This is a genomic window from Streptomyces sp. NPDC002156 (genome assembly GCF_053593675.1).
Map to the genome: position 1 here is coordinate 1 of NZ_JBSFDA010000218.1, position 15012 is coordinate 15012.

12 protein-coding genes are annotated in these 15012 nt (G+C 70.9%); 4 read left to right on the top strand and 8 right to left on the bottom strand.

What is annotated here, in order from left to right:
- Nucleotides 1-351: 351 nt before the first annotated feature.
- Together ACWCRB_RS44590 and ACWCRB_RS44595 are read right to left on the bottom strand one after the other, a co-directional pair.
- Nucleotides 352-840 (bottom strand): EamA/RhaT family transporter, encoded by a 489-nt coding sequence (locus ACWCRB_RS44590; protein ID WP_451001532.1) that lies wholly within the window; start codon nt 838-840, stop codon nt 352-354.
- Between the two features lie 67 nt (nt 841-907).
- Nucleotides 908-1261, bottom strand: a complete 354-nt coding sequence (locus ACWCRB_RS44595) for an SH3 domain-containing protein (RefSeq protein WP_451001533.1) — start codon at nt 1259-1261, stop codon at nt 908-910.
- 183 nt (nt 1262-1444) lie between these two features.
- Between ACWCRB_RS44595 and ACWCRB_RS44600 the strand changes: the two genes are divergently transcribed.
- Nucleotides 1445-3625, top strand: coding sequence for a serine/threonine-protein kinase (locus ACWCRB_RS44600; RefSeq protein WP_451001534.1), 2181 nt, complete (start codon nt 1445-1447; stop codon nt 3623-3625).
- A gap of 94 nt (nt 3626-3719) precedes the next feature.
- Here ACWCRB_RS44600 and ilvD read toward each other — a convergent pair whose 3' ends face one another.
- The 4 genes from ilvD to ACWCRB_RS44620 all read right to left on the bottom strand — a co-directional run bounded on the left by ilvD (nt 3720) and on the right by ACWCRB_RS44620 (nt 8355).
- On the bottom strand, nt 3720-5573 hold the full coding sequence (ilvD, locus tag ACWCRB_RS44605) for a dihydroxy-acid dehydratase (protein ID WP_451001535.1): 1854 nt from the start codon (nt 5571-5573) through the stop codon (nt 3720-3722).
- Between the two features lie 191 nt (nt 5574-5764).
- The gene (locus tag ACWCRB_RS44610; RefSeq protein WP_451001536.1) at nt 5765-6385 is read right to left on the bottom strand and encodes a TetR/AcrR family transcriptional regulator; all 621 of its coding nucleotides are present in this window, start codon (nt 6383-6385) and stop codon (nt 5765-5767) included.
- The gene (locus ACWCRB_RS44615; protein ID WP_451001537.1) at nt 6382-7221 is read right to left on the bottom strand and encodes a sugar phosphate isomerase/epimerase family protein; all 840 of its coding nucleotides are present in this window, start codon (nt 7219-7221) and stop codon (nt 6382-6384) included. The genes ACWCRB_RS44610 and ACWCRB_RS44615 overlap by 4 nt, the downstream gene beginning before the upstream one ends.
- A 189-nt stretch (nt 7222-7410) precedes the next feature.
- Complete coding sequence (locus ACWCRB_RS44620; RefSeq protein ID WP_235475867.1) at nt 7411-8355, bottom strand: Ppx/GppA phosphatase family protein; 945 nt, start codon at nt 8353-8355, stop codon at nt 7411-7413.
- An 83-nt stretch (nt 8356-8438) separates the two neighbouring features.
- Between ACWCRB_RS44620 and ACWCRB_RS44625 the strand changes: the two genes are divergently transcribed.
- A complete protein-coding gene (locus ACWCRB_RS44625) occupies nt 8439-9287 on the top strand; it encodes a hypothetical protein (RefSeq protein ID WP_451001538.1) in 849 nt (282 codons plus the stop codon).
- 25 nt (nt 9288-9312) lie between these two features.
- Here the strand turns inward: ACWCRB_RS44625 and ACWCRB_RS44630 are convergent, their stop codons facing one another.
- Nucleotides 9313-11106: a BACON domain-containing protein gene (locus ACWCRB_RS44630; RefSeq protein ID WP_451001539.1), complete on the bottom strand. Its 1794-nt coding sequence runs from the start codon at nt 11104-11106 to the stop codon at nt 9313-9315.
- 240 nt (nt 11107-11346) lie between these two features.
- Between ACWCRB_RS44630 and radA the strand changes: the two genes are divergently transcribed.
- Together radA and disA are read left to right on the top strand one after the other, a co-directional pair.
- Nucleotides 11347-12756 carry a DNA repair protein RadA gene (gene radA, locus ACWCRB_RS44635; RefSeq protein ID WP_451001540.1) on the top strand — a complete coding sequence of 470 codons (1410 nt, stop codon included), beginning with the start codon at nt 11347-11349 and terminating at the stop codon, nt 12754-12756.
- Between the two features lie 81 nt (nt 12757-12837).
- On the top strand, nt 12838-13962 hold the full coding sequence (disA, locus tag ACWCRB_RS44640; protein ID WP_451001541.1) for a DNA integrity scanning diadenylate cyclase DisA: 1125 nt from the start codon (nt 12838-12840) through the stop codon (nt 13960-13962).
- Between the two features lie 46 nt (nt 13963-14008).
- Here disA and ACWCRB_RS44645 read toward each other — a convergent pair whose 3' ends face one another.
- Nucleotides 14009-14860: a hypothetical protein gene (locus ACWCRB_RS44645; RefSeq protein ID WP_451001542.1), complete on the bottom strand. Its 852-nt coding sequence runs from the start codon at nt 14858-14860 to the stop codon at nt 14009-14011.
- Nucleotides 14861-15012 lie beyond the last annotated feature (152 nt).

The window sequence follows — 15012 nt, forward strand, 5'->3', positions numbered from 1 at the left end:
TTCTCTCTTTACGCCCTCGTCCTCCTATGCGGTTCGGGCTGTATGGTGGTGGCACGTGGGTGGGTGGGAAATCGCGCTGAACGGCCTCGTCCTCAGACGCCGGACGGGCTGGAGGGTGGTGGCGGCCGTCGGGTGGGTGGGCAGTCGCGCTGAACGCGCTCGTCCTCAGACGCCGGACGGGCTGGATGGTGCCGGCCGGCGCTTGATCTTTCAGGCCAGGCCCAGGTATTTCAGCCTGTCCGGCGTTTGAGGACAAGGCCCGTTCAGGGCCGGAGCGGGGGTTCGGGGGCGCAGCCCCCGAGGATGGGACGGGTAGGGGCGGCGGGGGCGAGAGAAATGCAGCCGGCCCTCTCAGGGCCTTTGCCTCTTTGCTGGGTTGCCTGTTCGGCGGGTGGTTTTGCGGGTGTGCTGGTCGCGGGCCGTCTCGTATTCCTGGCGGTTCAGGGACTCGCCGGGGGCCTCGCGCAGGGAGCGGAGGAAGTACGCCGCCAGGGAGCCCACGAAGCCGATCGTCAGCAGGCCTCGGAGGGAGGACTGGCGGGTCGGGTCCGGGCGTTTGGTGAAGGCGCCCCAGGTGTGGCCGAACGCCAGTGCGCTGCATGTGGCGAACATGATCACCACCAGGAGGGTCACCAGGTCTCCCACCTGCCCTATTCGCAGGCCCTCGTACGCGAAGCGGAGGATCAGGCAGGATGCCGCTGTGGCCAGCAGGGAGCCGACAGCCACTCCCAACCGGCGGGCCGTGTAGCCCGCGTCGTGCTCCACCCACGTCGTGCCGAAGAAGCGGATGGGCTCGGGGCTGGGGCCTCTGTCGCCGCCCCCGGCGTTCTTGTCGCTCACCCCTCGATTATCGCCACCCGGGTACCGGCACCGAATGCCGGTGCCGGTACCCGGGTGGATCACGCGGTCAGGAGCAGCGCGGTGCCACGTAGCCGTCGCTGCCTGTCAGGACGTACGCGTCCGAGACGTACTGGCCGTTGTCGATGTTGTCCCAGATGTTCGACGTACCGTACGGACCGGCGATCGACTCACCGGGGCGCTGGCAGTAGATCGGGACCTTGGCGCCCTCGGACAGGACGCGGACGATGGTGTAGTTGGTGCCGGGGCCGCTGCGGACGTTGAGGCGGTAGCCGGGGGCGACCGAGTAGTAGCGCACGGCCGCTGCCGCCGCCGCGGTCGTGATCTTCAGCTCCGTCCGGTCCGCCCCGTTCGTCTCGTTCGCCTCGTCGGCCGTTCTCTCCCCGATGTGGTCTGTGGACATGAAAAAACCTCCCCCGTTGGACCCCATGACTGCCATGGGGTCCCGTTGATACCCCTAAAACACGCCATGAAACACATGTACGTAACTCGTACACCAGCGTCAGCAAGCCGCCTCTGTCCTGTCAACCTCATCGACTAGGCTCCGTCCGTCGCGCGCGCGGCCGAACAGCACGGGGGTGAGTCCATGACGCCACAGCGGAACTCCGGACCCGGCGCGGAAGCGGAACTTCCGGAGTACGCCGGTCAGTACCGTCTGGAGTCACGGCTGGGTTCCGGCGGCATGGGCGTGGTGCATCTGGCCCGGAGTACCTCCGGGATGAAGCTCGCCGTGAAAGTCATCCATGGCGAGTTCGCCAAGGATCCCGAGTTCAGGGGGCGTTTTCGGCAGGAGATCGCCGCCGCCCGGCGCGTCAGCGGTGCCTTCACCGCGCCCGTCGTCGATGCCGACCCGGATGCCGAACGGCCTTGGATGGCCACCCTGTTCATCCCCGGGCCGACCCTCGCCGACGAGGTGAAGCGGAACGGGTCCATGAGTGCCGGTCAGTTGCGGCGATTGATGGCCGGGCTCGCCGAGGCGCTGCGGGACATCCACCGGGTCGGGGTCGTCCATCGGGACCTGAAACCGAGCAATGTGCTGCTCGCCGAGGACGGTCCGAAGGTCATCGACTTCGGCATTTCTCGGCCGAAGGACAGCGAACTGCGCACCGAGACCGGCAAGTTGATCGGTACGCCGCCGTTCATGGCGCCGGAGCAGTTCCGGCGGCCCCGGGAGGTCGGTCCCGCCGCCGACATCTTCGCCCTGGGGTCGGTGATGGTGCACGCGTCGACCGGGCGCGGTCCGTTCGACTCGGACAGTCCGTACGTCGTCGCCTACCAAGTCGTGCACGACGAGCCGGACTTGACCGGCGTACCGACCAACCTCGCCCCGCTGGTGCTCCGTTGCCTCGCCAAGGAGCCCGAGGACCGGCCCACTCCCGATGAACTCATGCGGGCGCTCAGGTCGGTTGCCGCCTCTTATGACACGCAGTCGTTCATACCCGAGCAGCGGAGTGCCTCCCGTACCGGTTCCGGTTCCGGTTCCGGCCCCTCCCCCGCTCTTCCTTCTGCGCCCTCCTCTTCCTCCCCCTCCGCCAACCCGCCCTCTCCCGAACGGCGTTCGGATCGGCGGCGGCTGCGCAAGCGTGTCCTCCTCGCCGCCGGTGCGCTTCTTCTCGTCGCCGGGGGTGTGTTCGCCTCGGTGCAGGTGCTCGGCGGTGATCCGGTCGCCGCGCCCAAGGGGGATTCCTCCGGTGGCGGTACGGCGACCAGTGCGACCGGTTTCCGGGGCTGGACGGTGCGGCCGGCCACCGATGACGACGCCGGGATGCCCCTCTGCTCGTACGGCGGCGGGAAGTTGTTCTGTGCGCAGAAGGGGCTGGTCTCCGCGATCGACCCCGCCGACGGCACCGTCCTGTGGCGGCACCCGATCGACTCCACGCTCGTTGCCAGCCGCCCGCCGGTCCTGTCGGGCGGGCTCGTGCACCCCCCGCAGAACGAGGGCGCCCGGATGGAGGCGCTCGACCCCCGCACCGGCGGCGTCCGCTGGCAGGAGACCTCGTCCGACCGTGTCGGCCTCGGATACGCCGGCGGGATGACCCTGCTCAACGACGCCGACGGGAAGGTCACCGGCGTCGACAGCGCGACCGGCGACAGCAAGTGGAACCGGCGGATCGCCGATCTGAGCGGGCCGCAGCTGTTCGGCTTCGCCGGTGACCAGCTCGCGTACGCCACGAGCCCCGCCGACGGCGGGGCGAGCACCCGGGTCGCCGCGCTGGACCCCGGTACGGGTGATGTGCGCTGGCAGAAGCGGCTGGACGGGCAGCTGTGGCCCATCGGCACCACCTCCGAGGGCGCCTCCGTCTTCTTCGCCTCCCTCGACAGCGAGAACGGGGACACGGTCGCCGTCGTCGCCTACGACCCGGAGAGCGGGGCCACGCGCAGGGTCGACGTGACCATTCCGCTAGCACGGGCCCACGGTGCCGTGCGCGGCAACGTCGTCTATCTGATGGCCGCGGGAGGTGGGCTGACAGCCGTGGATCTGAAGGCGGGGAAGCAGCTCTGGTCGCTGCAGACGTCCGTGAGCCTCGGCTCGGCGCCGGCCGTCGACGGGCGGTACGTGTACTTCACGGCCGGCGACGGTCGGCTGCTCGCGGTGAACGCCCGGACCGGGAAGCTCGTCGGGCAGACCTCTCCCCGGCTCGGCGCGGCCTCGGACACGATCGCGGGCTCGCTGCCCGCCCCGGTCGTCGCCGACGGACGTGTGTACGCGAGCGCTCCCGACGGTTCCGTCTTCGCGGTGGACGCGGGGGATCCGGCCGGCTGGTGACGGGCGGCGGCTGGAAACACGTACAAGAAGCCAAGAATCGTACGAAGAAGGGCCGCCCCTCAGGAGCGGCCCTTCCCTGCAGACACTGTGAGCGTCAGCCCAGCTTCGACACGTCCCGGACCGCGCCCCGGTCGGCGCTCGTCGCCATCGCCGCGTACGCGCGCAGGGCCGCGGAGACCTTGCGTTCGCGGGAGACGGGGGCGTAGACACCGTTCAGGGCCTCGCGGCGGGCCGCCAGTTCGTCGTCCTCGACCAGCAGCTCGATCGTGCGGTTCGGGATGTCGATGCGGATGCGGTCACCGTCCTTGACGAGGGCGATCGTGCCGCCCGCCGCGGCCTCCGGGGAGGCGTGGCCGATCGACAGGCCCGAGGTGCCGCCGGAGAAGCGGCCGTCGGTGACCAGGGCGCAGGCCTTGCCGAGGCCGCGGCCCTTCAGGTACGAGGTCGGGTAGAGCATCTCCTGCATGCCGGGGCCGCCCTTGGGGCCCTCGTAGCGGATGACGACGACGTCGCCCTCCTTGACCTGCTGGGTGAGGATCTTCTGGACGGCTTCTTCCTGCGACTCGCAGACGACGGCCGGGCCCTCGAAGGTCCAGATCGACTCGTCGACGCCGGCCGTCTTCACGACGCAGCCGTCGACGGCGAGGTTGCCCTTGAGGACGGCCAGGCCGCCGTCCTTCGAGTACGCGTGTTCCGCGCTGCGGATGCAGCCGCCGGCGGCGTCCGTGTCCAGGGCCTCCCAGCGCTCGGACTGGGAGAAGGCCTCGGCGGAGCGGACGCAGCCGGGGGCCGCGTGCCACAGCTCAAGGGCCTCCGGCGAGGGCGAGCCGCCGCGCACGTCCCACGTCTTCAGCCAGTCCGCGAGGGACGAGCTGTGAACCGAGTTCACATCCTCGTTGAGGAGGCCCGCGCGGTGGAGTTCGCCGAGGAGGGCGGGGATGCCGCCGGCCCGGTGCACGTCCTCCATGTAGTACGTGCGGTCCTTGGCGACGTTCGGCGCGACCTTCGCGAGGCACGGCACCCGGCGCGAGACCTCGTTGATGTCGTCCAGGTCGAACGGGACGCCCGCTTCCTGGGCGGCGGCCAGCAGGTGCAGGATCGTGTTGGTGGAGCCGCCCATCGCGATGTCGAGCGCCATGGCGTTCTGGAAGGCCGCGAAGGTGGCGACGTTGCGGGGCAGGACCGTCTCGTCGTCCTGCTCGTAGTAGCGGCGGGTGATGTCCATCACCGTGCGGCCCGCGTTCTCGTACAGGGCCTTGCGGGCCGTGTGGGTGGCGAGCACCGAGCCGTTGCCCGGGAGGGCGAGGCCGATGGCCTCCGCGAGGCAGTTCATCGAGTTGGCCGTGAACATGCCGGAACAGGAACCGCAGGTCGGACAGGCGTTCTCCTCGATACGGAGGATGTCCTCGTCCGAGATCTTCTCGTTCACGGCGTCGGAGATCGCGTCGACCAGGTCGAGCGTACGGACCGTGCCGTCGACGAGGGTCGCGCGGCCGGACTCCATCGGGCCGCCGGAGACGAAGACCGTGGGGATGTTGAGCCGCAGGGCGGCGTTCAGCATGCCCGGGGTGATCTTGTCGCAGTTGGAGATGCAGATCATGGCGTCGGCGCAGTGGGCTTCGACCATGTACTCGACGCTGTCCGCGATGAGGTCGCGGGAGGGGAGGGAGTACAGCATGCCGCCGTGGCCCATCGCGATGCCGTCGTCGACGGCGATCGTGTTGAACTCGCGCGGGATGCCTCCGGCGGCCTTGATGGCCTCGCTGACGATGCGGCCCACCGGCTGGAGGTGGGTGTGGCCCGGCACGAACTCGGTGAAGCTGTTGGCGACCGCGATGATCGGCTTGCGGCCGATGTCCGCGCCCGGTACACCGGAGGCGCGCATAAGGGCGCGGGCGCCCGCCATGTTGCGGCCGTGGGTGACTGTGCGGGACCTGAGCTCGGGCATCGTCGCTCGCTCCTTCGGAGAGGTTTGACTCACGTCGAGCGTACGCCGGTCGTTCCGGTTGCCGACGTGGTGTCCGGAATACGGGATAACTGTCTCGGTGGTCGGGTGCGGGCCCGGTGGGGGCTGGTCGCGCAGTTCCCCGCGCCCCTAAAAGCACGTCGCACCCCCCGCTGGAAGCTCAGCCCCGTCTCCTACCGGGGCCCGGCCAGGTGGGCCTGGATCGCGGGAGCCACCCTTGCGATGATCACTTCTGGGTCCGCCGAAGCCAGAGGCTCGACCTTGATCACGTAGCGCAGCATCGCGATGCCCACGAGTTGGGCCGCTGCCAGTTCGGCGCGGAGTTCCGCGTCCGGGAGGTCCAGCTGGGCGGCTACTCGGCGTAGGAGCTGGGTGGAGATCAGGCGGCGGAAGACGCCGGCCGCGGCCTCGTTGTTCACGGCGGAGCGGACGATCGCGAGGAGGGCCTTGCGGGTCGCCGGGTTCTCCCAGACGCCGAAGAAGAAGCGGGCCAGCCGTTCGCCGACGCCGTCGAGCGGGCCTTCGGCGATCGAGCCGGGGGCGCTGAGGAGGGGGCCGACGGCCACCTCGATCGACGCCTCGAAGACCTGCTCCTTGGTGCCGAAGTAGTGGTGGACGAGGGCCGAGTCCACGCCCGCCGCTTTCGCGATGCCGCGTACGGACGTCTTGTCGTACCCCCGTTCGGAGAACTCCTCGCGGGCCGCCGTCAGGATGCGGTCGCGGGCCGCGGGGGCGTCCGCGGAGTCCGTACGGGAGGGTCGTCCCCGGCCGCGGCGGGGGGCCGCGCTCGTCATGGGCGAGGTCCCCCGCCGGGGACAGCTCTCACGGCCGAGGCCAGGTGGAGGCGGGTGAAGGCGAGCGCCTCGGCGAGGTCGGCCTCGCGCTCGGCGCTGGACATCGCGCGGCGGGTGTTGACCTCGATCACGACATGGCCGTCGAAACCGGTGTGCGCGAGCCGTTCGAGCAGCTCGGCGCAGGGTTGCGTACCGCGGCCCGGGACGAGGTGCTCGTCCTTGTTGGAGCCGTTGCCGTCGGCGAGGTGGACGTGGCCGAGGCGGTCGGACATGAGGTCGACCATCTCCATGGCGTCGCTGCGGGCGGTCGCGGTGTGGCTGAGGTCGATCGTGAAGTGGCGGTAGTCGTCCTTCGTGACGTCCCAGTCGGGGGCGTACGCGAGCATCTCGCGGTCGCGGTAGCGCCAGGGGTACATGTTCTCGACGGCGAACCGGACGTCCGTCTCGTCGGCCATGCGCCAGATGCCGGTGACGAAGTCGCGGGCGTACTGGCGCTGCCAGCGGAAGGGGGGGTGTACGACGACTGTCGTCGCGCCGAGTTTCTCGGCTGCCGCCTGGGCGCGCTGGAGTTTGATCCAGGGGTCCGTGGACCAGACGCGCTGGGTGATGAGGAGGCAGGGGGCGTGGATGGCGAGGATGGGGATCTGGTGGTAGTCGCTCAGCCTGCGCAGGGCTTCGATGTCCTGGCTGACCGGGTCCGTCCAGACCATGACCTCGACGCCGTCGTATCCGAGTCGCGCGGCGATCTCGAAGGCCGTCGCCGTCGACTCCGGGTACACGGAGGCCGTGGACAGCGCGACCTTCGCATCCGGGATGCGTACGACTGGTTCTGCCACGGGAGACAGGGTACGGGGTGCCCCTGGCAGTTGGGCTCGGGGGCAGTGAGGTTGGCCGGGGTGGGTGGGCGGGTGCGGGTTGTGCGTGGCTTGTCGCGCAGTTCCCCGCGCCCCTAGGGGGTTGCCGTACAGGTCCCGTTCCAGAAGTGACCGGAGACACACAAAGACTCAGCCCCGCCCCCTCCGCTGCTACTCCGTGCCCAAGTGGGTGCCCATGTGGTCCAGTCTGCGGAGGATTACGCCCTCTCGGAGGGCCCAGGGGCAGACCTCCAGGGTTTTTACGGCGAAGAGGTCCATCGCTGCCTCTGCGACCAGCGCGCCCGCGACCAGCTGGTTGGCTCGGCCCTCCGAGACTCCGGGGAGGGCTGCTCGTTCCGCTGTCGTCATGGAGGCGAGTTCGGGGACCAGGGACTGGAGGGACTCGCGCTTGAGTTCGCGCTGGACGTACAGGCCGTCCGTGGAGCGGGCCGCGCCGGCCAGGCGGGCGAGCTGCTTGAAGGTCTTCGACGTGGCGACGACGTGGTCGGGGGCGCCGAAGCGGCTGAACTCGCCGACCGTACGGGCGATCTGGGCGCGTACATGGCGGCGCAGCGACCTGATGTCGTCGGGGTCGGGCGGGTCGCCGGGGAGCCAGCCCGCGGTCAGGCGGCCGGCGCCGAGCGGGAGGGACGCGGCGGTGTCGGGCTCCTCGTCGATGCCGTAGGCGATCTCCAGGGAGCCGCCGCCGATGTCGAGGACGAGGAGCTTGCCCGCCGACCAGCCGAACCAGCGGCGGGCGGCGAGGAAGGTGAGGCGGGCCTCCTCGGCGCCGGTCAGTACCTGTAGCTCGACGCCCGTCTCGGCCTGCACGCGGGCGAGGACGTCGTCGGCGTTGGTCGCCTCGCGTACGGCCGAGGTGGCGAACGGGAGCAGGTCCTCGACGCCCTTGTCCTCGGCGGCCTGGAGTGCGTCCTGGATCACGCCGATGAGTTTGTCGACCCCTTCGGGGCCGATGGCCCCGGCCTCGTCGAGGAGTTGGGCGAGCCGCAGCTCGACCTTGTGCGAATGCGCGGGCAGCGGGCGCGCGCCAGGGTGTGCGTCCACCACCAGCAGATGCACCGTGTTCGATCCCACGTCGAGGACACCGAGTCTCATGTACGAAACGCTACTGCCAGCCGAGACCGCATCCGTCCCCGGAGCGGTGCCGGAAGGGGTCCCGGGCCACTTACCCTGGACGCGTGCCAAAGACGAAAAAGGCAAAGGCCGACAAGTCGGCAACGTCAGCCCCCTCCGCGAAGTCCCCGAAGTCCACAAAAACTTCGAAGTCGGCCACGGCGGGCGACGAGAAGGGGCTCGACTTCGCGCGCGCGTGGGTGGAGTTCCCTGATCCTGCGGACGACGAGCAGGTCTTCCGCTGTGACCTGACATGGCTGACCTCCCGCTGGAACTGCATCTTCGGAAGCGGCTGCCAGGGCATCCAGGCCGGCCGCGCGGACGACGGCTGCTGCACGCTGGGTGCCCACTTCTCCGACGAGGACGACGAGAAGCGGGTCGCCGGACATGTGGCGCGGCTCACGCCCGACATCTGGCAGCTGCACGATGTCGGCACCAAGTCCGGCTGGACCTCGGAGGACGAGGAGGGCTCGCGGCAGACCCGGCCCTACCAGGGGTCCTGCATCTTCCAGAACCGGCCGGGGTTCGCGGGCGGCGCGGGCTGCTCGCTGCACATCCTGGCCCTGAAGGAGGGCCGCGAGCCGCTGGAGACCAAGCCGGACGTCTGCTGGCAGCTTCCGGTGCGGCGGACGTACGACTGGATCGACCGGCCCGACGACACACGCGTGCTCCAGGTGTCGATCGGTGAGTACGACCGGCGCGGCTGGGGTCCGGGCGGCCACGACCTGCACTGGTGGTGCACGTCGGCGACCTCGGCGCACGGCGCGGGCGACCCGGTGTACGTGTCGTACCGGCCGGAGCTGGTCGAGCTGATGGGCAAGGCGGGGTACGACCGGCTGGTCGAACTGTGCGAGGAGCGGCTGGCCTCGCAGTTGCCGTTGCTGGCTCCGCATCCCGCCGATCCCGTTCGCTGACACGGCAGGCGGGCTGTGTGACCGGCTAGGACATCGCGGGGCTCGGGGTCTCGCTGCCGCTCGGTGGTGGTGACGAGCCCCCCGGGTCTGCCGGGGTGGACGTGACCGAGGCCGTCGGGGTGGGGGTCGGAGTGGGTTCCGGGTCCGGTGAGGACGGTGGCGGGCCGCTGGGGGGCGGGGTGGCGGGCGCCGAGGTCGTCGGGTGCGGGTTCGGGGGCGGGGCGCTCGGGCGGGGCGGGCCCGGTGCGGGTGCCGGTGGGTTCAGCGGGGTCGGGTCCGGGGGTGTGGGCGCGGTGCCGTACCCCTCGATGGAGACCACGGCGGACGCGGGTGCGATCGACACGCGCGCGCTCCAGTGACCGGCCGGTTCGCGCAGCGGGTCGACGTACACCTTGATCGTGAACGACTCGCCCGGCCGCAGCGTTCCCGTCGAGCGGCTCGGATACAGCCAGGACGCTCCGGTGGACGCCGTCCAGCGCACGGGTGTGTGCCCGGACGCGGTGAGGGTGATGAGCGTCGTGTCGCCGTCGCTGGTGGCCTCCACGGTGAGCAGGCCCGGGCTCTCCTTCGCGCCGGGGACGGCGCTGACGACCTCCACGGAGACGTCCGGTGAGCCGGCGTCCTTCCTGAGGAGGCCGGCGTCGGGGCCGGTGCCCGCGTTGCCCGCGTTCCCGGCGTTCTCGTAGCCGCCGCCCGCGGCCTCGCCGTCCAGGATGTCGGGGCGCTGTGCCTCGCTCGCGGTGGCCGACCGGTCGCCCGGGCCGCCCTCGGCGGTCATCGGGGCCCCGCGGTAGGCCGCCCAGAGGGCGAGCACGGGGGCGGCGACCACGGTGGCGACGACGGTGGTCGTGACGGCACGCGCGCGGAGCCGGTCCCTGCGGGCGGCGCGGTCCTTGGGGTCCATCGGGAAGCCACGCCGGTCGAAGCGCGGAGCGGCGGCGCCCCGCGCGCGCGGGAGGTGCGCCATGGCGACGTGCAGGGCCGCGCGGGGCGCCTCCAGGACGGGCAGTTCGGCGGGCGTGACCGTGGCTCCGGGCCAGTGGCCGGGGACGGCCCGCTCGGCGGTGCGGCGGCACCGCGGACAGTCGTCGACATGCCGGACCAGTTCACGGCGCAGTGCGCTGCTCAGCACCAGCTGGTGGTCGCCGGTGAGGCGGGCGACGCTCGGGCAGGCGCCGGTCTCGACGACGGCGAGGGCCGCGCGGGTGCGTTCGACCTCGCAGGCGGCGGAGGCCAGCAGTTCACGGGCGGCGGCGGCGTCCATGCCCAGGACGGCGGCGACCTCGTGGGCGGCGAGCTTGTGGCGTACGGCCAGTTCGAGCGCCTCGCGCTGCTCGGGGGTGGTGCCGGCGGCCTCCGGCCAGGCGAGCTGGGCCAGTTCACGGCGGTGCTCCTCCTGGGCCTCCTCGGAGACGGGGACCGGGGAGGCCTCCTGGGGGGCGGGGACGGCGGACACCTGCCGCTTGCCCCGGCGGCCCGCCGCGTGCGTGCTCTGACGTTTCTGCTTGGCCTCGGCCAGCTTGCGCAGACAGGCCCAGCGGGCCAAGGCGTACAGCCAGGCCCTGCGGTCGCCGGAGGACTCCGGGTCGCGCGGGCTGCGGCGTTCGGCGAGCGCGAGGACGTCACCGAGGGCGGCGGTGGCCGTGTCGTGGTCGCACAGGACGGACAGGCAGTAGGTGAACAGGCCGTCCAGATACGGCTCGTAGCGCGCGGGCGGGCGCTGGACCAGCGTGCGCCCCGCCGCCCGGTCGCGCGCCTCACGGTGCGCCCGGTGTGCGCCGGTCGTGCGGGTCGGGGTGTCCGGACTGCTGCTCATCACCCGTGCGACCGTAGGCGTCTTACGACGACCCCTTCTCCCACCTTGAGCACATTTAATCCGTACGGGTGAAACGATCCCTCAATAGGGGACAGGAACCCCGGATTCCGTGGCTCGTTCGCGATGTGACGTGGCCGAATTCGCACGGGGCGCGCGTTCCGGCACCGGTCGCCGAGGGTGGTGCGAGGGCGGTGTCGGTGACCCGGGGACGCGGTGTCAGTGGTGCCGGATACGGTTCGTCCCATGGCTGCCCGTACGAAGACCGCGAAGGACCGACCGTCCTACCGCTGCACCGAGTGTGGCTGGCAGACGGTCAAGTGGCTCGGCCGCTGCTCCGAGTGCCAGGCGTGGGGGACGGTCGAGGAGTACGGCGCGCCCGCGGTCCGTACGACGACACCGGGCCGTGTCACCACCTCCGCGCTCCCCATCGGCCAGGTCGACGGCCGCCAGGCCACCGCCCGCTCCACCGGCGTACCCGAGTTCGACCGCGTGCTCGGCGGTGGACTGGTCCCGGGGGCCGTGGTCCTGCTGGCCGGTGAACCGGGCGTCGGCAAGTCGACCCTCCTCCTCGACGTGGCGGCGAAGTCGGCGAGCGACGACCACCGCACGCTCTACATCACGGGTGAGGAGTCCGCGAGCCAGGTCCGGCTGCGCGCCGACCGCATCAAGGCGATCGACGACCACCTGTACCTCGCCGCCGAGACGGACCTCGCGGCCGTCCTGGGCCATCTGGACGCCGTGAAGCCGTCCCTCCTGATCCTCGACTCCGTACAGACCGTCGCCTCGCCCGAGATCGACGGCGCCGCGGGCGGCATGGCACAGGTCCGTGAGGTCGCCGGGGCGCTGATCCGGGCCTCCAAGGAACGCGGCATGTCGACGCTCCTTGTGGGCCATGTCACCAAGGACGGCGCGATCGCGGGGCCGCGCCTCCTGGAGCACCTGGTGGACGTGGTCCTGTCCTTCGAGGGCGACCGGCACGCGCGCCTCCGCCTCGTGCGGGGCGTCAAGAACCGCTACGGCACGACGGACGAGGTCGGCTGCTTCGAGCTGCACGACGAGGGCATCACGGGCCTCGCCGACCCGAGCGGCCTGTTCCTGACGCGGCGCGCCGAGCCGGTGCCCGGGACCTGTCTGACCGTCACCCTGGAGGGCCGCCGCCCGCTGGTGGCGGAGGTCCAGGCGCTGACGGTCGACTCGCAGATCCCGTCCCCCCGCCGCACGACCTCGGGCCTGGAGACCTCCCGGGTCTCGATGATGCTCGCGGTTCTCGAACAACGGGGCAGGATCAGCGCCCTCGGAAAGCGGGACATCTATTCGGCGACGGTCGGCGGAGTGAAGCTCACCGAGCCCGCCGCGGACCTCGCGATCGCCCTCGCGCTGGCCTCCGCCGCGAGCGACACCCCGCTGCCCAAAAACCTGGTCGCGATCGGCGAAGTGGGCCTCGCGGGCGAGGTCAGAAGGGTGACGGGGGTCCAGCGCAGGCTGGCCGAGGCCCACCGTCTGGGCTTCACCCACGCCCTCGTTCCGTCCGATCCTGGGAAGATCCCCGCCGGTATGAAGGTCATCGAAGTCGCCGACATGGGGGATGCTCTCCGGGTGCTCCCGAGGTCGCGTAGGCGAGAGGCCCCACGGGACGAGGAGCAGCGCCGGTAGACTTTGCCCAGGTCTCGCCCGTGCGTACGAACCCAGAGTGCGAAACGGGAGCACCCCAGAACCTGCGACCGGAGGAGTGCAGTGGCAGCCAACGACCGGGCAGCAGCTCCCGGAAAGTCCGGTGGGAGCTCCGGTGCCGATGGCCTGATGCGCGCCTCACTGAGCGCCGTGGCACCTGGCACGGCGCTGCGCGACGGGCTTGAACGGATTCTCCGCGGCAACACCGGCGGACTCATCGTGCTGGGCTCCGACAAGACCGTCGAGGCGATGTGCACGGGCGGTTTCGTCCTGGACGTCGAGTTCTCGGCGACCCGGCTGCGCGAGCTGTGCAAGCTCGACGGCGGCATCGTGGTCTCGTCGGACCTGTCCAAGATCCTGCGGGCCGGCGTCCAGCTGGTCCCCGACCCGACGATCCCCACCGAGGAGACAGGCACCCGGCACCGCACCGCCGACCGAGTGTCGAAGCAGGTGGGCTTCTCGGTCGTCTCGGTCTCCCAGTCCATGAGGCTCATCGCCCTCTACGTGGACGGCCAACGCCGCGTCCTGGAGGACTCGGCCGCGATCCTGTCCCGCGCCAACCAGGCCCTGGCGACCCTGGAGCGCTACAAGCTCCGCCTGGACGAGGTCGCGGGCACGCTCTCCGCACTGGAGATCGAGGACCTGGTGACCGTCCGGGACGTCTCCGCGGTCGTCCAGCGCCTGGAGATGGTCCGCCTCATCGCGACGGAAATCGCCGGATACGTGCTGGAGTTGGGCACCGACGGACGCCTCCTCGCCCTCCAGCTGGAGGAGTTGATCGCGGGCGTGGAGCCGGAGCGCGAGCTGGTGGTCCGGGACTACGTCCCCGAGCCGACCGTCAAACGCTCCCGCACGGTCGACGAGGCGCTCGCGGAACTCGACGCGCTCAGCCACGCCGAACTCCTCGAACTCTCCACGGTGGCCAAGGCCCTGGGCTACACGGGCTCACCCGAGACCCTCGACTCGGCGGTCTCCCCCCGCGGCTTCCGCCTCCTGGCGAAGGTGCCGCGCCTGCCCGGCGCGATCATCGACCGCCTGGTGGAACACTTCGGCGGCCTCCAGAAGCTGCTCGCGGCGAGCGTCGACGACCTCCAGACGGTGGACGGGGTCGGCGAGGCGAGGGCGCGGAGCGTGCGGGAGGGTCTGTCGCGGCTGGCGGAGTCGTCGATCCTGGAGCGGTACGTGTAGGTGGGTCGGTAAGTGCACCGGTCCCCCTCCCCGAGGGGGACCTTGCTCAGTCGTTGTCGAGTACGAAGGACGTCTGTGCCTTCGTGAAGCCCTGGGCCTGCGCCTCGACCAGGTAGGTGCCGGCCGTCGCCGTCGCTGTCCCCGCCTCCGGTGTGGCGCACTCGGGGGCGCTCGCCTTGCGGTCCCACTCGAAGGTGTACGTGATGCTGTCGCCGGCCGAGACCCGGAACAGCAGACCTGACGTGTCCTTGGGGCAGTCGTCCGAGGACCAGATGTCGTCGTCGCTGCTCGCCTGCGTGATCGTCACCACGGCCGACTCCGGGCCGAGGTCGATCTTGCAGTCGTTGGCGGAGGAGTTCTTGGCGACCAGCTGGAAGGTGGGCGTCTCGTCGGGCGCGTACGAGTTCTGGACGCTGCGCAGGCTCAACTGGACGATGCCGGGGGTGCAGTTGGGCAGGGTGGAACCTGCCGGAAGGGTGTCGCCGCTGCCTACGCTGCCGTTGACGCCGTCGTCCGTGCCGGTGCCGCCGTCTGTCCCGGCGGACCCGCTGCTGCCACCGGAACCGGCCGAACCTTCCGATCCGCCCGAACCAGTTGAGCCCCCGGAACCAGAACCGGAACTGGAGCCCGAGCCGCCAGGGTCCGTGCTCTCCGACTCGTCACGTCCGCCCGGGGCTTGACTGATCGCGGGGCCCGAACCGGACGGGCCCGGGGTGATCGTCTGCACGGGGTTCTTGCCGTTGGCACCGTTCGTGCCGTTGTTCCCGCCTCCGCCGCCGGAGGCGACGACCCAGACGACCAGCAGCGTCAACAGGGCGAGCACAGACAGCAGAACGGCCCTCCGTCGCCAGTAGATGGAGGAGGGAAGCGGCCCGACCGGATTGCGCATAGATCCCACGGCGCAAACTGTACGAGAGATCGGACCGTGCACTCACCCCACCCGCCGCCGGGTGCACAACTTTTCCGGATCATCATCCCGGCGAACTCCTCCGAATGCCCAGCCAGTTCACGCGCTCGTCCTCAAACGCCGGACGGGCTGGTATGTCAGCC